General features: G+C 56.5%; 14 protein-coding genes, 1 other RNA gene and 2 pseudogenes. All 17 read right to left on the bottom strand.

Going from position 1 to position 17,059, the window contains the following annotated elements:
* Positions 1 to 420, bottom strand: a pseudogene (locus ACYZYZ_RS06370) (cell division protein FtsZ); the annotation flags it as partial.
* Positions 421 to 462: 42 nt separating this feature from the next.
* Positions 463 to 1,701 (bottom strand): cell division protein FtsA, encoded by a 1,239-nt coding sequence (gene ftsA / locus ACYZYZ_RS06365; protein WP_305169545.1) that lies wholly within the window; start codon positions 1,699 to 1,701, stop codon positions 463 to 465.
* Between the two features lie 9 nt (positions 1,702 to 1,710).
* On the bottom strand, positions 1,711 to 2,538 hold the full coding sequence (locus ACYZYZ_RS06360; protein ID WP_461483660.1) for a cell division protein FtsQ/DivIB: 828 nt from the start codon (positions 2,536 to 2,538) through the stop codon (positions 1,711 to 1,713).
* Entirely contained in the window at positions 2,528 to 3,475 is a 948-nt protein-coding gene (locus ACYZYZ_RS06355) for a D-alanine--D-alanine ligase (protein ID WP_461483659.1), read from the bottom strand. Before ACYZYZ_RS06355 ends, ACYZYZ_RS06360 begins: the two co-directional genes overlap by 11 nt.
* A gap of 22 nt (positions 3,476 to 3,497) precedes the next feature.
* On the bottom strand, positions 3,498 to 4,886 hold the full coding sequence (gene murC / locus ACYZYZ_RS06350) for a UDP-N-acetylmuramate--L-alanine ligase (protein ID WP_461483662.1): 1,389 nt from the start codon (positions 4,884 to 4,886) through the stop codon (positions 3,498 to 3,500).
* A gap of 22 nt (positions 4,887 to 4,908) precedes the next feature.
* Entirely contained in the window at positions 4,909 to 5,994 is a 1,086-nt protein-coding gene (gene murG / locus ACYZYZ_RS06345; protein ID WP_461483658.1) for an undecaprenyldiphospho-muramoylpentapeptide beta-N-acetylglucosaminyltransferase, read from the bottom strand.
* Entirely contained in the window at positions 5,975 to 7,159 is a 1,185-nt protein-coding gene (ftsW, locus tag ACYZYZ_RS06340) for a putative lipid II flippase FtsW (RefSeq protein ID WP_461483657.1), read from the bottom strand. Before ftsW ends, murG begins: the two co-directional genes overlap by 20 nt.
* Positions 7,156 to 8,499, bottom strand: a complete 1,344-nt coding sequence (murD, locus tag ACYZYZ_RS06335; protein ID WP_461483656.1) for a UDP-N-acetylmuramoyl-L-alanine--D-glutamate ligase — start codon at positions 8,497 to 8,499, stop codon at positions 7,156 to 7,158. The genes ftsW and murD overlap by 4 nt, the downstream gene beginning before the upstream one ends.
* Positions 8,500 to 8,522: 23 nt before the next feature.
* Complete coding sequence (mraY, locus tag ACYZYZ_RS06330) at positions 8,523 to 9,605, bottom strand: phospho-N-acetylmuramoyl-pentapeptide-transferase (protein ID WP_305169550.1); 1,083 nt, start codon at positions 9,603 to 9,605, stop codon at positions 8,523 to 8,525.
* A gap of 2 nt (positions 9,606 to 9,607) precedes the next feature.
* Entirely contained in the window at positions 9,608 to 10,966 is a 1,359-nt protein-coding gene (locus ACYZYZ_RS06325) for a UDP-N-acetylmuramoyl-tripeptide--D-alanyl-D-alanine ligase (RefSeq protein WP_461483655.1), read from the bottom strand.
* A complete protein-coding gene (locus ACYZYZ_RS06320; protein ID WP_461483661.1) occupies positions 10,963 to 12,465 on the bottom strand; it encodes a UDP-N-acetylmuramoyl-L-alanyl-D-glutamate--2,6-diaminopimelate ligase in 1,503 nt (500 codons plus the stop codon). The genes ACYZYZ_RS06325 and ACYZYZ_RS06320 overlap by 4 nt, the downstream gene beginning before the upstream one ends.
* Complete coding sequence (locus tag ACYZYZ_RS06315) at positions 12,465 to 14,198, bottom strand: peptidoglycan D,D-transpeptidase FtsI family protein (protein ID WP_461483654.1); 1,734 nt, start codon at positions 14,196 to 14,198, stop codon at positions 12,465 to 12,467. Before ACYZYZ_RS06315 ends, ACYZYZ_RS06320 begins: the two co-directional genes overlap by 1 nt.
* Positions 14,199 to 14,216: 18 nt before the next feature.
* Positions 14,217 to 14,519: a cell division protein FtsL gene (gene ftsL, locus ACYZYZ_RS06310; protein ID WP_305169553.1), complete on the bottom strand. Its 303-nt coding sequence runs from the start codon at positions 14,517 to 14,519 to the stop codon at positions 14,217 to 14,219.
* A gap of 2 nt (positions 14,520 to 14,521) precedes the next feature.
* Complete coding sequence (gene rsmH, locus ACYZYZ_RS06305; protein WP_305169554.1) at positions 14,522 to 15,457, bottom strand: 16S rRNA (cytosine(1402)-N(4))-methyltransferase RsmH; 936 nt, start codon at positions 15,455 to 15,457, stop codon at positions 14,522 to 14,524.
* Positions 15,458 to 15,472: 15 nt separating this feature from the next.
* Complete coding sequence (gene mraZ, locus ACYZYZ_RS06300; protein ID WP_305169555.1) at positions 15,473 to 15,928, bottom strand: division/cell wall cluster transcriptional repressor MraZ; 456 nt, start codon at positions 15,926 to 15,928, stop codon at positions 15,473 to 15,475.
* A 406-nt stretch (positions 15,929 to 16,334) separates the two neighbouring features.
* Positions 16,335 to 16,709, bottom strand: an RNA gene (gene rnpB / locus ACYZYZ_RS06295) — RNase P RNA component class A.
* 168 nt (positions 16,710 to 16,877) lie between these two features.
* A pseudogene (locus ACYZYZ_RS06290) lies at positions 16,878 to 17,059 on the bottom strand (16S rRNA (cytidine(1402)-2'-O)-methyltransferase); the annotation flags it as partial.

Raw genomic sequence — 17,059 nt, 5'->3', positions numbered from 1 at the left:
ACCTTCAAAACCGAAAGGCTTGGTCACGACGGCGACGCTTAGGATGCCGAGTTCGCGTGCGACTTCGGCTACGATCGGCGCAGCGCCGGTACCCGTACCACCACCCATACCGGCGGTGATGAACACCATATCGGCGCCCTGCAGCACATCGGCGATACGGTCGCGGTCCTCAATGGCCGCATGGCGGCCCACCTCGGGATTGGCGCCTGCACCCAGTCCCTTGGTCAATCCATTACCCAACTGCAGGATGGTGGCGCTGCCAATATCCTTCAGTGCCTGGGAGTCGGTGTTGGCACAGATGAACTCAACCCCTTCCACGGAGCTGTTCATCATGTGGCGCACGGCATTCCCGCCGCCGCCACCGACACCTATCACTTTGATTTCCGCGCTATCTGGCACGCTGTCAACGATCTGAAACATGGTTAGTACCCCTCGATTGGTCCTGTGTGAAATACCTGTTGATTACAAATTGCCCTGAAACCAGCTTTTCAGCCGGGTGAAAAAACCTTCCTTACTACTTTCGCTGCGTCGGCTGGGGCGATTGCCTTCCTGTTGCTGCTGCATGCCGTACATCAGCAGACCGACGCCGGTGGAATAGATCGGGTTGTCGACAATGTCCGTCAACCCTTTGATGTTCTGTGGTGATCCCAGTCTGACGGGCATATGGAAGATCTCCTCCGCCAGCTCTACGACTCCTTCCATCTTTGCAGTGCCCCCCGTGAGTACGATGCCGGCCGCTACCAGGTCCTCAAACCCGCTGCGCCGCAACTCCGCCTGCACCAGGGTAAACAGCTCGTCATAGCGGGGCTCCACCACCTCCGCCAGAGCTTGGCGGGAGAGATCACGGTGTGGACGGTCGCCAACGCTGGGCACTTTGATGGTCTCGTCTGCACCGGCCATCTTGGCCAACGCACAGGCGTATTTGATCTTCAATTCTTCAGCGTGGGCCGTGGGCGTGCGCAGTGCATGCGCGATGTCATTGGTCACCTGATCACCAGCAATGGGAATGACACCGGTATGACGAATAGCGCCCTCGGTGAAAATGGCGATGTCGGTGGTTCCACCACCAATATCCACCAGACAGACACCCAGCTGTTTTTCATCTTCCGTGAGCACGGCGTAGGAAGACGCCAGTTGCTCAAGGATGATGTCATCCACTTCCAGGCCACAGCGGCGGATACATTTCTTGATGTTCTGCGCGGCATTGGCGGCGCAGGTCACCAGATGCACCTTGGCTTCCAGTCGAACCCCGGACATGCCCAGAGGCTCCCTCACCCCCTCCTGGTTATCGATAATGAATTCCTGGGGCAACACATGAAGGATTTCCTGGTCTGCAGGAATCGCGACAGCGCGGGCGGCATCTATGACGCGCTCAATGTCCAGCGTCAGCACTTCACGATCCCGGATTGCAACGATGCCGTGGGAGTTCAGACTGCGAATATGGCTACCGGCAATGCCCGCGTAAACGGAGTGAATATGGCAGCCCGCCATCAGCTCCGCCTCTTCAATGGCGCGCTGAATGGAGTGCACAGTGGACTCAATATTGACCACCACACCCTTTTTCAGGCCGGAAGATGGATGCAGGCCGGTACCAACAATTTCCAAAGTGCCACCGGGGCCGGCCAGGCCAACTATCGACACTACTTTGGACGTGCCAATATCCAGCCCAACGATCAACCTTTCATCACTAGAGTTCGCCATTTTTCGACCTCACACTTTTTCCGTAGACCCGGAGATACTCGTTAATTTCTGCCCTGCCCATCCACTGATATTCCCTTGCTCTGCCAGCCACTGCACCGCCACACCGTTGTCGTAGCGAATATCTACTCTGGCGATCTGCTCTGCCTTCTGCTTCAGCTCCTGCTCCCAGACTTCGAGAAAGCGGCGCATTTTTTCCATCACCTGATCACGACCGATAACCAGTTCCAGATCATTATCCAGTCGCAACCACCAGGCACCGCGGTCATCCCGTTTCAGGGTGGCAATTCGCAAACCGGAGTGCTGCAGCAACTGCACCATCTCCCGGTAGGATTTCATCAAGTGACGTTCGCTCTGGTCACCACCCTGCAGCTTGGGCAAAAACGCCAGTGAGCTGTTGTCACCAATATCGCGCCGCTCGCCCCGCACATTGAGAAAACCTGTGTCCCCCCAGCGAGCGATGGGCACCTCTTCCGTCACGGTGATCACCAACCCATCCGGCCAACGCCGACTGACCCTGGCCTGGTGCACCCAAGGGTGCAGCTCCAGCTCACGGCGGATGGCCTGCAGGTCGAGGCTAAGAAAACCACCGCTTACCAGCGGCTCTACCAATCGCTGAATTTCTGTCTGATCGACCTGAGCAAATTCCCCTTTCACCGCAATAACACCAATAGCGACATTGAGGCGCTCGTAGAGTTTCTCCGCGCCCCAGCCTGCACCCAGCAGCGCTCCAACCAGTAACGTCAGAGAAACAACCCGCGGCAGCCAATACAGCCTTTCCCGCAGCGCGGGTCTCGTCTCTTGGCGCATTGCACCGGTGTGTTGCCGATTAGCGATCATTCGCATCTCCGCTGAGACTGGTATCGAGAATTTTTAATACCAGCTCATCAAAGCTGTATCCCGCCACCCGGGCAGCCATTGGCAACAGGCTGTGATCGGTCATGCCGGGCACGGTATTCACTTCCAGCAGAAGAAATTCGCCGTCGGCGTTCGCCATCACGTCCACACGCCCCCAGCCACTGCAACCGAGACTACTGAAAGCGTTCAAAGCCAAGGCTTTCAACTCGCTTTCCCTTTCGTCGCTCAGACCACAGGGACACAAATACCGCGTATCGTTGGCCAGATATTTGGCATCGAAATCGTAAAAACCATGGTCGGTTTCCAACTTGATCGGCGGCAAGACTTCGCCATCCAGAATCGCTACCGTATATTCCGCACCGCTGATCCATTGTTCTGCAATCACACTGCTATCCAGTGCAGCCGCTTCTCGCCAGGCATTGCGTAACGCTTCAGGAGTGTCAGCTCGGGTCATTCCCAGGCTGGAACCCTCGTGCGCAGGTTTTACCATCACCACGCCACCGAGATCCTGAAGGGTCTTAGTCCAGTCCGTCTCCCCTGTCAGGACGGCAAACTGTGCGGTTGGCAAGCCAACACCGTGCCAGAATTGTTTGCTGTGCAATTTGTCCATCGCGAGGGCAGAGGCAAACACCCCACTGCCGGTATAGGGCAGGCCCAGCAATTGCAGCGCACCCTGAAGAGAGCCATCTTCACCACCCGGGCCGTGCAACATGATCAACACACGGTCAGGAGCCTGAGCCGACAATTGGTGAAGCAGGTCTGAACCAGCGTCCAGCGGCACAAGGTCTACACCGCTACGTTCCAGGGAAGCAATAACTGCAGCGCCCGAAATCAGGGAGATCTCACGCTCGGCAGACGTTCCGCCGTACAGTACAGCGACCCGACCATATTTCTTTTGCATTGCTTCACTGACAGCCATAAATGCGCTCTGCTCTTCCCCGTTATCTCAGCTTTCGCTCTTCCAGCATTTTCACCAGTTTGCCGACGCTGCCCGCACCCTGGGTAATCACCATGTCGCCACCGTGGACAATATCTTTCAGCACATCCGCCACCGATTCGATATCCGGCACGTAGATGGGGTCCACCAAACCCCGCTGACGAATGCTGCGACACAGTGAACGGCTATCCGCCCCCGGTATCTCGTCTTCACCGGCGGAATAAACCTCCAACAAAATCAATACATCGCAGCTCGACAACACACCCACGAAGTCTTCATACAGATCCCGGGTCCGGGTGTAGCGGTGTGGCTGAAAAATCATCACCAGCCGCTTTTCCGGCCAACCCTCGCGGACAGCCTTGATAGTGGCGGCCACCTCGCGGGGATGGTGACCGTAATCGTCCACCAGCATGGCCTCCCCACCGGAAACCGGGTATTCCCCGTAAATTTCAAAACGCCTGCCGACACCCTGAAAGCCGCTCAGCCCCAGTTGAATGGCCTCATCTGCAATTCCCTCATCGGTGGCAATGGCCACCACGGCCGCGGCATTAAGAACGTTGTGTACGCCCGGAATATTCAACTCGATATTCAGGGGCTCGCTGTGTTCCGGGCGAAAAATCTTGAAGTGGCTATTGTTTTGGCGAATGGAAACATCCTCGATGCGGAAGTCGGCATCGTCGGAAAATCCGTATGTCAAAACAGGCCTGGAAATGTCCGGCAATATCTCGCGCACCACCGGATCATCAATACAAAGCACCGCCAGCCCATAAAAAGGCAGGTTGTGGAGAAACTCGATAAAAGTCTGTTTCAGCCGATTGAAATCAAACCCATAGGTTTCCATGTGATCCGCATCGATGTTGGTCACCACGGCCACCATCGGCTGCAAGTGCAGAAAAGAAGCATCACTTTCATCGGCCTCGGCCACCAGATAACGGCTCACACCCAAGCGGGCGTTGGTGCCGGCACCTTTTACCAGGCCGCCGATGACGAATGTCGGGTCCATGCCACCGGCAGCGAGCACCGAGGCCAACAGGCTGGTGGTGGTGGTCTTGCCGTGAGTACCGGCCACGGCTATACCGTGTCGATAGCGCATCAGCTCCGCCAGCATTTCCGCACGGCGGACTATCGGTATGCGCAGTTCCCTGGCGCGTATCACTTCCTCGTTGCTGTCGGATACCGCCGAGGACAACACCACCACATCGGCACCGTCGACGTTATATCCGGCATGACCCATCATGATGGTGATGCCCATACGACGCAGACGGGAAGTATTGCTGTTATCTGCCAAGTCAGAACCGGAGATCGTGTAGCCCTGGTTAAACAGAACTTCGGCAATACCACACATGCCGCTGCCGCCAATGCCGATAAAGTGTATGCGGCGGATACGGCGCATTTCCGGAACCGGGTGAAAACCATCAGCGCCCACGGCACACCTCCTCACAAATATCCGCCACTGTTTCGGCCACATGTGGCCTGGACAGCTTGCGGGCATTGCTCGCCATCCGGACTAACAGCTGGTCATCGGCCAATCGGGCCTGCAACCTTTCGGCCAGCGCCACTGCCGTCAGTTCTGACTGCTGGATGATTTCAGCGGCCTCACCATCCACCAGCCATTGGGCGTTGTGGGTCTGGTGATCGTCGATAGCAAACGGAAACGGCACCAGAATAGAACCCACGCCGGCTGCCGCCAGCTCCGATACTGTCAGGGCGCCCGAACGACAGATCACCAGATCCGCCCAACCGTAGGCTTCCGCCATATCGGCAATGAAGGGTTCCACAGCTGCCTCAACACCAGCCTGTTGATACGCCTCTTCAGTCACCTGCTGATGGGCTTTACCACTTTGATGACGCACCAACGGTCTTACATTTTCCGGCATCAGTGCCAGGGCTTCGGGCACCAACTTGTTGATGGCCAGGGCACCAAGACTGCCACCGAGCACCAGCAGATGCCGCGGCCGATCTTCCGCACCAAGACGTTGCGCGGGTTCCGCCAGAGCACTGATTTCAGGGCGCACCGGGTTTCCCGTCCATTCGCCGCGGGGTAGCGCGCCAGGAAAGGCTTCAAGCACACGACTGGCTATCTTGCCGAGTAATTTATTAGTGGTACCGGCAATGGCATTCTGCTCGTGAATCACCAGCGGAATCCCCAACAGCCTGGCCGCCACGCCACCTGGGCCTGAGGCAAAGCCGCCCAGCCCTAGAACAGCATCCGGGCGCTCGCGGCGCAGAACGCCCAGCGCCTGCCACAGAGCACGGGTCAGCAACAACGGTGCCCAGATCAACTTGAGGATACCCTTGCCACGCAGGCCAGTGACGTCGATGTAATTGATCGGCAGGTTGTTGGCGGGGACCAGTTCTGCCTCAATACCACGCCGGGTGCCCAACCAGGATACGGCGACATCACGGGCGCGCAGTGCCTGTGCCACCGCAAGTGCGGGGAACACATGACCACCGGTGCCACCGGCCATCACCACCACCTTGTTACATCTCCGCTCTGTCACGTCTCACCTGTCTCGCAACCGCCGGGACATCGTCCATCTCCCGGTTAATCCGCAATACCAGTGCCACCATGGCACAACACATCAATAAACTGCTGCCGCCATAACTGATAAATGGCAGCGTCAGCCCTTTGGTGGGGAGCAACCCTGAGGTCACACCCATATTGATAAAGGCCTGCCCCGCCAGCATGGTGGCAATACCAAAACAGCTGTAAGCAGCAAACCAGTCTTCCTGGGCTACAGCCCGACGGGCCACATGTAGAATCCGTGATACCAGCAGGACGTAGAGCGCAATCGCCAGCACCACACCCAGCAGGCCAAACTCCTCGGCATAGATAGCAAACACGAAATCCGTGTGTGCCTCCGGCAGGTAAAACAGTTTCTGCACGCTGTTACCCAATCCCACGCCTAACCATTCCCCACGACCAAACGCAATCAGAGACTGGGTCAACTGGTAGCCACTGTCATACTGATCTGCCCAAGGGTCGAGAAAGGTCACGAGTCGCTGCAGACGATAAGGAGAGAGAAGAGCCACTGATGCCATGGCACCCAACCCGGCAAGCAGGATCAGGGTAAATTGCCAGACCCTGGCACCGCCCATAAACAACATACCCATCACCGTCGCAGCCATCACCACCGATGAACCAAAATCCGGCTCCAGCAACAGCAACACAGCTACCACGCCCAGCAGCCCGATCGGCTTGGCAAAAAACCGCCAGTTCTCCCGCAGCTCTCTCTGGTAGCGCTCCAGATAGCCCGCTGTGAATAGAATCATCACGAACTTTGCGATCTCCGAGACCTGCAGATTCAAGGGGCCCAACGGAATCCAGCGCTGACTGCCATTTACCCGGCGACCCACGCCGGGAATCAATACCGCCACCAGCAACAGCAGTGTCAGAACCAGCAAAGGCACACCATAGTGAAACCAGAAGCGGGACGGCACATTGAGGAACACTGCGGCCACCACTGCCCCCATCAGCAAAAACAGTAAATGGCGCTTCAGGTAGAAGAAGGCATCTCCGTAGCTGTGGTCGGCAAAACTGATGGAGGCGGAACAGATCATCACCAGACCAATGGAAGCGATGGCCAATGCCGGTAACAGCAGCGCCCGGTCCAGCTCCCGTACAAAGTCCGAGCAGCGCATCAGTTGCAGGGCCAGCATATTCATTGCAATGCCTCCACTGCCGCGGCGAACTGCCGACCGCGATCTTCGAAACCACTAAACATGTCAAAGCTGGCACAGGCCGGCGACAGCAGCACGATATCCCCCGCCACAGCCACCTGGCTGGCAGCGGCCACCGCCGCCGTCAGGCTGGTGGCGTGAACGGTATCGACCACCCCACCAACGGCACGATCAATGGCCGGAGCATCTTCACCCATCAGCACCAGCTGTTTGACGGCTCCGGGCAGCGCGGCAGCCAGCGGTGCAAAATCCTGCCCCTTGCCCTGCCCCCCGGCGATCAGAATCAGGTTCTCTCCGCGGGCCAGGCCGGTGATCGCCGCCAGCGTGGCGCCCACATTGGTGGCTTTGGAGTCATTGATATAGGAAACGCCACCCACTTCGCCAACAACCTGGCAGCGATGATCCAGCCCCTTGAAGCGGCGCAGCGTGTCGAGCATTGACGCCATCGGCAAGCCACAAGCCGTGCCGAGGGCGAGGGCCGCCAGTGCATTGGCGCAGTTATGGCGGCCCTTGATACCCAGCTCCCGCTCCGGCATAAGCGGATCGAACTGGTAGTAAAGCCAGGACTCTCCCTCATGCTGACGTAAACCGAAGCCCTTGAAGTCCGGCTGACCCAACCCAAAACTCCACTGTTTGACCCCATCGCCGACCAGCGGGTTGGTCAGGGCATCATCTCTATTCATCACCACCTGGCGAGCACCGATAAAGATCCGGTGTTTGGCCTGGTGGTAATCCAACAGGCCGTTGTATCGATCCATATGGTCGGCACTGATATTCAGCACCACCGCCACCTCGGCATTGAGCGCCTGCACCGATTCCAGCTGGAAGCTGGACAATTCCAGTACGTAAAGCTGGGCGTCAGACTGCAGCAAATCAAGCGCTGCCACACCGAGATTGCCACCCACGCCGGCAACCACTTTTGCATCCGCACACATCCCACCAACCAGGGTGGTAACGGTACTTTTGCCATTGGAGCCAGTGATCGCAATGATTGGGGCATTGGCACTGCGAGCAAACAACTCAATGTCATTGATCACGGGGATATCCGCCGCAAGCGCCTGTTGGACTGCAGGGTGCTGGCGCGTCAGTCCAGGACTGAGAATCACTTCATCCGCAGTCAGCAACGCATCTGAAGACAGCTCGCCAAGCATCACTGGCACATCCGGCATATCCGCCTTCAACTGCTCCAGGCCAGGGGGCTGCTGGCGGGTGTCACACATCACAAAGCGCTCGCCGAGGCGAGTCAGATGACGAGCCACAGACAAACCGGTGACGCCGATACCGACGACCACTTTCAGTTTGCTACTCGCTATCAATTGCGACATTGCCACTCTCCGCGCCCCCTTAATCAACGCAGCTTTAACGTTGCCAGGCCAAACAACACCAGCACCAGGGTAATAATCCAGAAACGCACGATCACCCGAGGTTCCGGCCAGCCTTTCAATTCAAAATGGTGGTGGATGGGCGCCATGCGAAAAATCCGTCGGCCAGTCATCTTGAAAGACGCGACCTGCATGATCACTGACACCGTCTCCAGAACGAACACGCCACCCATGATGAAAAAAACAATTTCCTGACGCACGATCACCGCCATGACGCCGAGCGCTGCGCCGAGGGCCAACGCGCCCACGTCGCCCATGAAAACCTGCGCGGGATAGGTGTTGAACCACAGAAAGCCCAATCCGGCACCCGCGAGCGCTGCACAGAACACCACCAGCTCCCCGGCGCCCGCCACGTAGGGAATATGCAGGTACTCTGAAAACTGCACATTACCCACCAAGTAGGCAAATACCCCGAGCGCACCCGCCACCAATACACTTGGCATGATGGCGAGGCCGTCGAGGCCATCTGTGAGATTGACAGCATTACTACTGCCGACAATGACAAAGTAGGTCAACACCACATAAAACATGCCAAGCGGCAGGGCCACTTCCTTGAAGAACGGCACAATCAGCTCATTTTCCGCGCCGCTACTGCCAGTACTGTAGAGAAAAATGGCAGCCCCCAATCCCGCGACAGACTGCCAAAAGTATTTCCAGCGAGCCGGCAGGCCCCGGGAATTTTTTTCCACCACCTTGCGGTAATCATCCACCCAACCCACGGCACCAAACACAAAGGTGACGATCATGACGACCCACACGTAGTGATTGCTGAGATCTGACCAGAGCAGAGCGCTGACAAAGATCGACAATAAAATCAGGGCTCCACCCATGGTGGGCGTCCCTGATTTGCTGAGGTGGCTCTGTGGGCCATCGGTGCGAACGGACTGCCCGATTTGCAGGTAATTGAGGCGTCGGATCATCATCGGCCCCAACAACAGCGACAGACCCAAGGCCGTTAATACTCCGAGAATCGCGCGAAACGTTAGGTACTGCACCACGGCAAATGCCGTGAAGTACTGGGACAGGTATTCAGCCAACCAAAGCAGCATGATCAGGATTCCCCAAACTCTGTTATCTGTTGCGCTACCGTTTCCATCGCCATGTATCGCGATCCCTTGACCAGCACTGTCATCTCCGGGCCCAACAACTCCCGCAATGCGCTCACCAGTGCATCCTTGCCGTCAAAATGTTGTCCCCGATCACCGAACGCTTTAACCGTGTGAATGCCGAGTGGCCCTACAGCAAGCAACTGATCCACTCCATGGCGGGCGGCATAATCACCCACTTCCGCGTGCATTTTTGATTCATCGCTGCCCAGCTCGCCCATGTCTCCCAGCACCAGAACGTGCTTGCCAGGCTGTGCGGCCAGCACATCAATGGCAGCTTTTACCGAACCGGGGTTGGCGTTATAGGTGTCATCAATAACCACCACCCCATTGCTCAACACCTTGCGATTGAGGCGCCCCGAAACCGGTTGCACTGTGGCCAAACCCTTGGCGATGTCATTCAGATCAGCACCGGCAGCGTATGCACAGGCTGCGGCGGCCAGGGCATTGGCGACGTTGTGACGCCCGGCTGTCGGCAGCGTGACCGACACGTCACCCACCGGGGCAAGCAGTGTGAAGTTGAAGCAACCGAGCGCATCACAGTGCAGGTCGCGGGCGCGGAAATCGGCGTTATCGGAGCTAAGCGAGTAAGTCAGCACTGGCGCTGCAGCACTGTTGCGCCAGCCTTCGCACCAGCTTTCATCCAGATTGATCACCGCGGTTCCTTCTGGAACCACACCCTGGTATATCTCGCCCTTTGCTGTGGCCACCCCGGCAATGCTGCCAAACCCTGCCACATGGGCGGGCATGACATTGTTGACCAGCACCACATCCGGTTTTGCCAGGCTGCACAAATAGGCGATTTCCCCCGGCCCACTGGCACCCATTTCAATGACGGCATAGCGGTGAGCCGGCTGTAACTGCAACAACGTCAGTGGCACACCAATTTGATTGTTGAGGTTGCCCTTGGTGGCCAGCACCGGGCCGCACTGCCGAAGAATGGCAGCGATCATCTCTTTCACCGTGGTTTTGCCACTGCTGCCAGTGATCGCTACCACGGGACCAAAAAATTGCCGCCGGTTTAACAGCGCGAGCTGCCCCAAGGCAATTGTGGTATCCGGAACCACCCACTGGGGCACATTGATATCCCGCATGGGTTTTTCGACAACCAAACCACAGGCCCGGGTAGCAACTTCCGGCAGAAATTCGTGGGCATCAAAGCGTTCTCCCCTCAGCGCCACAAACAGCTCATCATCAGCCAGTTTTCGGGTGTCGGTACTGATCGAGGTAAAACCGCAGTCGGGGTACATCAGCGTACCGCCGAATTCCTGAGCCGCTGAAGAGAGGGTTAGTGCCCGCATCATTGGCACCCCCCGCGCTGACACAATGCCAGCCTGACTTCCTTGTGGTCACTGAAAGGTAATCGCTGATCACCGACCAGTTGGCAATCCTCATGCCCCTTACCCGCCACCAGAATGACATCTCCGTCTGCCGCATTAGCAATGGCATAACGAATAGCCTCGGCGCGATCAGCAACCATTTCGACTGATTCCTGGGCAGTGATGCCAGACAGAATATCCCTTAAAATTTCATCGGCGTTTTCATGCCGCGGGTTATCGCTGGTCACCACGACTCGATCTGCATACCGAGCGGCAATACCACCCATTTGCGGGCGTTTTCCCGCATCCCTATTGCCGCCACAACCAAACACACACCACAACTGTTTTTCGCAGTGATCGCGCAGGGTCATCAGGGCTTTCTGCAGGGCATCCGGGGTATGGGCGTAGTCAATGACCACCTGGGGCCCCTTGCCATCACCCACCAACTCCATACGACCGACCACCGGCTGCAGGCGAGGAATGAGCGACAACACTGTTTCCAGCGACAACCCCTGAATGCAAGCCACAGCCACCACGGCCAACAGGTTTTCCAGATTGAACCGACCAAGCAGCGAACTCGATAACTGCCCCACACCCCATGGGGTGTGAACTGTCGCCTCCAGGCCACGGGGGGAAAGCTTGATATCCATGGCGGAAATTGCGGCACCGGGATTGCTCAGGGAGTAACCATACAATTCGACGCCGGCCGGGAGATTTGCAGCAATTTCTGCACCCACCGGATCATCGACATTGATTACTGCCTGCTCCAGTCCGACCATGCTGAACAAGCGCATCTTGGCTTGGGCGTAGCTGACCAGATCACCATGGTAGTCCAGGTGGTCCCGCGACAGATTGGTGAATACCGCTGTGGTGAACCGCAACCCCTCAACGCGATATTGGTCGAGGCTGTGGGACGAAACCTCCATCGCCAGATATTCCACATTGGCACTGGCATATTCAGCAAGCAGTTGTTGCACAACAACCGCGTCCGGGGTCGTCATCCCCGTATCCGTCAGCGTAACCACCCCATTCCGATAGGTCCCGTGACCCAACGTGCCGATCACTGCCGAACTGCGCCCCGCCAGACTGAACAATTGCGCCAACAACTGGCTGCAGGTGGTTTTGCCGTTGGTTCCTGTTACCCCGGTCAATGTCAGGTGCTCGGATGGCTCGCCATAAAACCGTCCGGCGATGTCGCTGATTTTTCTGCTCAGACCGGCAACCGGTATCACGTTGGCGCCGCTCACCTGAAGCCCTTCAGCTTCGGCAAGGATGACTGCAGCCCCCGCAGTACTCGCCTGCTCGATAAAATCACGTCCATCAACGGCCAGCCCGGGAATGGCGAAGAACAGGTCACCAGGGCGCAGCTGCCGACTATCGAGACACAACCCCGTAACAACGAGGGATGACAGTGAATCGTGCAGAGGTAAATCTGACAGCAATTCACCCAGGGTCACACCTGTATGCATCTGTGTGGCAACCATCACGTTGCACCTCCAGATTTTTTACCCACCACACTGGTAACTTGCTCGGAGGCCTTTATCTGCGGCGGCACTTTCAGCATGCGCAGGGCATCGGCTACCACGTTGCCAAACACCGGTGCTGCCACTTCGCCGCCGAAATATTTTCCGCCCTTTGGATCATTGATAACCACTACAGCCACCAGGCGCGGGTTGTCCGCCGGGACCATGCCGGCAAACATCCCCACATAGCGATTTTTCTCGTAACCGTTTTTACCGACCTTGTGAACAGTGCCGGTTTTTCCCGCCACCTCGTAAGCGGGGATCGCCGCCCGGGTCGCAGTACCGCCACTACCGGTTACGCTGGTCATCATGGTGCGCAACTTGGCCACCAGCTCAGCATCCACAACCGGCACACCTTCCGGCACCGTTTCTGTCTTTAACAACGTAACCGGCTTTTTGATGCCGTTATTGGCAAGTACTGCATAGGCCTGGGCGATTTGCAGTGCCGATGCGGACAGTCCGTGACCAAAAGCAAAATTGGCCCGCTCAACGGGCCGCCACCGACGGTGATCTGGCAAACTTCCCGGCGTCTCTCCCGGGAACCCTGTACCCGGGCTTTCACCTATTCCCACCCGGGCAAACATTTCGCGAATATGCTCCGGTTCCAGGTCGAGTGCGATCTTGGTGGTTCCCACCTGACTGGACTTCATCAACAACGTGGTCAGGTCTATAACGCCGTAATTGCGGTGATCGTAAAACGTTTTTCGACCCACCCGGATATACCCGGGGTTTGTGTCAATAACGGTCTCCGGAACGTATTTTCCGCTCTCCAGCGCCGCCAGTAAGGTAAGGGGCTTCATGGTCGAACCCGGTTCCACCAGGTCGGTCACTGCCCGGTTGCGCAGGGCGTCTGAATTCAACTGGCCTCGGTCATTGGGGTTAAAGGATGGCTGATTGGCCATTGCCAGCACTTCACCAGTGCGCGCATCCAGCAATACCACCGAACCGGAAGCGGCCTGAAACTTGTTCACAGCTTCTTTCAACTCACGGTATGCCGTGTATTGCAGGCGCAGATCGATACTCAGGGCCAGGTTCTCACCTGCTTTTTCACTACGCAGCAGACCCAGCTCCTTAATCACTCGTCCCTTCAGGTCCTTCAGAACCTGCTTCGCACCGGGCACACCAGTCAGCCATTCGTCATAGGCCAGTTCCATACCTTCCTGGCCATGGTCATCAATATTGGTAAAACCCACCAACTGTGAGGTCACTTCCCCCGCCGGGTAAAAACGCTTGTATTCCCCCTGGCCGTAGATGCCGGGAATTTCCAGACGCAATGCCTCTTCCGCCTGTTCCGGAGTGAGCTGACGCTCGAGATACATAAACTCCTTGCCGGCATAACGGATCAACCGCTGCTTCAGCTCCCCGTGACTGATCGCCAGAGTTTTTGCCAATTCTTTCAGCGCCGGAGACTCTACATTGACCAGTTGCGGGTTTGCCCACAAGGTCACCACCGGCGTACTGACTGCCAGCGGTTCCCCTCGCCGGTCCGTGATCACACCACGGTAGGCGGGTATAGATTCGGTGCGCAACGTTCGGGCCATACCCTGGCCCTGCAGGAATTCATAGCCCTTATCTACATCGGGCATTACCTGAAGCTGAGCTATATGCCAGAGTCCAGCCACCGGCAGCGTCGCCAGCACCGTCACCACCAGAAGGTAGCGCCAGCGCGATATGGTCAGCTTGCCCGGCTTCACTCTGTTCACCTGCTCCTATTACATGTCTGACGGGTCCACGGTACGAACGATGACAATTTCGCTCGGCTCAGGTACCCGCATATTCAGTTCACTGATCGCCATTTGCTCAACACGGCTGAGGGAGGCCCATGAGCTCTGCTCCAGCAGATAACGCCCCCACTCAACCTGCAACGCGTTGGCCTCCTGCTCCAGCTTGGCGAGCTCGTTGTATAGCTGCCGACACAGGTGGCTCACATACACCACGGACAGGGCCGACACGATGACCGTCAACCACAACAGTGGAAATAACCAACCTGCCTGCCTGCGAGCTACGACCCGCACTGTCAGGCAACCTTTTCCGCCACTCGCATCACAGCACTGCGCGCCCGCGGATTGGCTTTCACTTCAGCAACACCTGGTTTTACTGCCTTTCCCACAGAGCGCAGACGCCGCACAATGTCTTTTTCCATCACCGGCAACCCCTTAGGGATGGGCTTACCTTTTTCCTGCTCCCGGATAAACCGCTTAACCAATCGATCTTCCAGCGAGTGGAAACTGATCACCACCAGCCGCCCACCGATAGCCAACACATCCAACACCGATGCCAACACTTTCTCCAGGTCATCCAACTCCCGGTTTATAAAAATGCGGATACCCTGAAATGCCCGGGTCGCCGGGTGCTTGCCCTTCTCCCAAGCAGGGTTCGCTTCGGCAACAATCTTTGCCAACTGCGCCGTTCGCGTAATCGGCTCCTCTGCGCGCGCAGCGACAATCGCCCTGGCCATTCGTCGCGAGAAGCGCTCTTCGCCGTAGTCGCGCAACACCTGAGCAATATCATCTTCCGGCGCATCAGCCAGCCACTCGGCGGCACTCATCCCGCTGTCTGGGTCCATGCGCATATCCAGCGGACCATCTCGCAAAAAACTGAAACCTCTTTCGGCGTCATCAAGCTGGGGAGACGAAACACCAAGGTCCAGCAATACACCCTGCACATCACCAGCGTGTTGCCGCTCAGCCACCATGGAGGCCAGGTCCGCAAAACTGCCACGCACGATGTCAAAGCGGAGGTCACCCGCAAACATTTCCCGGGCGGTCTTGCAGGCTTCCGGATCTTTATCGATCGCCATTAAGTGCCCGCCAGATCCAAGCCGGGAAAGAATGAAGGTGGAGTGGCCGCCGCGGCCAAAGGTGCCGTCAACATAGAATCCGTCGGGGTCGGCAATGAGGGCAGTGACTGCCTCATCAAGTAAAACGGTCGTGTGCTCGACCTGTGCCGACATAAACGTTCCCCAGTGTTATAACGACAGCGACTGCATTTCTTCCGGAATTTCTAGATCACCACTGGTCTCTGCCAGCCAATCCTCTCTACCGGCATTCCAGTTTTCTTCGCTCCACAATTCCAAACGGTGACGCTGGCCAACCAGAATCACCTTCTTTTCCAGCTGCGCGTATTGACGCAACTCGGGCGGAATCAGTATGCGACCATTACCATCGAGCTCCATTTCCCGGGCATGACCGATAAGAATTCTCTGCAATTTGCGAGTGGTTGGATTAAAGGTGGGCAACTGGGCGATCTGCTCTTCAATTTTTTCCCATTCCTGCAGCGGATAGATCAATAAACATTTATCCTGCACATCGATAGTGGCGATAAGTGCTCCGCCGCAGCTTTCATCAATATCCGCGCGATAGCGTGCCGGGATCGCCATACGACCCTTGGCATCGATATTGATTTCATTGCTGCCTCTGAACACGCCAGATTTATCCCGCCAAAAATAAACTGCTTGAAGGACAAAAAACCACTTTGCCCCACTTTCTCCCACTTTTCGTCACTATATGCTCACCAAGAGCAAAGTCAAGGCTTTCAAAGGGAAGAAAATCACCAAAAAAGTCTTAGTAACTCAATAAGTTGCAGAAAAATTGTCGAGAGCAAAAATCAGGGATTTCAATATCGCATTCAGAAACAATTTGATAGAAAACGCAGTTAAAGTATTACTTTAATAAAATTGAACGAAAAAACTGAAGAGCACAAAAAATAAACAAATTGTTTATTTTTTGATCATTCCAATGAAATTGAGAACTGGCTCGCAGTGATCTAAATCTGCCACAGCAGCCTTTCAGAGACAGTCTGTACACCCGAGGTAAACAAACTAATAAAAAAAGGGGAGTTGGCCTGTAAGCCGGGTTCTGTCGTGGACAACCATTCCTCTAGGGTGCATGTCACCATACACCTCAAGCGACCTACCCGAGTCCAGCGCGGGCCACGCCAATGGACTCCTATTTGGTCTTGCTCCGGATGGGGTTTACCGTGCCACAAACTGTTACCAGTTGCGCGGTGCGCTCTTACCGCACCCTTTCACCCTTACCTGTGCCGATACTTTCAAAAAGAAAGCCGGCCATCGGCGGTCTACTCTCTGCTGCACTTTCCGTAGGCTCGCGCCCCCCAGGCGTTACCTGGCACTCTGCCCTATGGAGCCCGGACTTTCCTCCCCTTTTACAGCAAGCTGTAAAAGCAGCGACTGCCTGGCCAACTCCAAGCGAGCTAGGATATAAGGATCACTGTCGACAGACAACCTGTTTTTACCTAAAAACAGGTGGAAAAGCCCTCAAAAACCAAAGACCTGGCAACATCAGCCCAAAACGCTTTCGTACCGGAAAAATACAACTTTCAGCCGGTAGCTGACAGCCTGTAAAAACAGGATCTTAATCCGCTTTTTGCAGCTCCAGAGCCTGCTGGTAAAGCGCGTTCTTTTTCTGGCCGGTGATTTTGGCGCACAAGGCAGCCGCCTGCTTAACCGGCAGTTCAGCCAGCAGCACTTTCAGCACCTTCTCAGCCGAGACCGCAGCAGCCTCTTCATCTTCTTTTTCCGGCGCTCCGGCAACCA

The organism is Porticoccus sp. (genome assembly GCA_023261185.1).
GTDB classification, from domain to species: domain Bacteria; phylum Pseudomonadota; class Gammaproteobacteria; order Pseudomonadales; family Porticoccaceae; genus Porticoccus; species Porticoccus litoralis.
Note: the sequence above shows the minus strand (reverse complement) of the source record. Positions and strands in the feature narration are given on the sequence as shown.

What these genes read in the sequence shown, in the direction of transcription:
- ftsA (WP_305169545.1), bottom strand. Translation starts at nt 1,701, where the DNA reads ATGGCGAACTCTAGTGATGAAAGGTTGATCGTTGGGCTGGATATTGGC.
- ACYZYZ_RS06360 (WP_461483660.1), bottom strand. Translation starts at nt 2,538, where the DNA reads ATGATCGCTAATCGGCAACACACCGGTGCAATGCGCCAAGAGACGAGA.
- ACYZYZ_RS06355 (WP_461483659.1), bottom strand. Translation starts at nt 3,475, where the DNA reads ATGGCTGTCAGTGAAGCAATGCAAAAGAAATATGGTCGGGTCGCTGTA.
- murC (WP_461483662.1), bottom strand. Translation starts at nt 4,886, where the DNA reads ATGCGCCGTATCCGCCGCATACACTTTATCGGCATTGGCGGCAGCGGC.
- ftsW (WP_461483657.1), bottom strand. Translation starts at nt 7,159, where the DNA reads ATGAATATGCTGGCCCTGCAACTGATGCGCTGCTCGGACTTTGTACGG.
- murD (WP_461483656.1), bottom strand. Translation starts at nt 8,499, where the DNA reads ATGTCGCAATTGATAGCGAGTAGCAAACTGAAAGTGGTCGTCGGTATC.
- mraY (WP_305169550.1), bottom strand. Translation starts at nt 9,605, where the DNA reads ATGCTGCTTTGGTTGGCTGAATACCTGTCCCAGTACTTCACGGCATTT.
- ACYZYZ_RS06325 (WP_461483655.1), bottom strand. Translation starts at nt 10,966, where the DNA reads ATGATGCGGGCACTAACCCTCTCTTCAGCGGCTCAGGAATTCGGCGGT.
- ACYZYZ_RS06320 (WP_461483661.1), bottom strand. Translation starts at nt 12,465, where the DNA reads ATGGTTGCCACACAGATGCATACAGGTGTGACCCTGGGTGAATTGCTG.
- rsmH (WP_305169554.1), bottom strand. Translation starts at nt 15,457, where the DNA reads ATGTCGGCACAGGTCGAGCACACGACCGTTTTACTTGATGAGGCAGTC.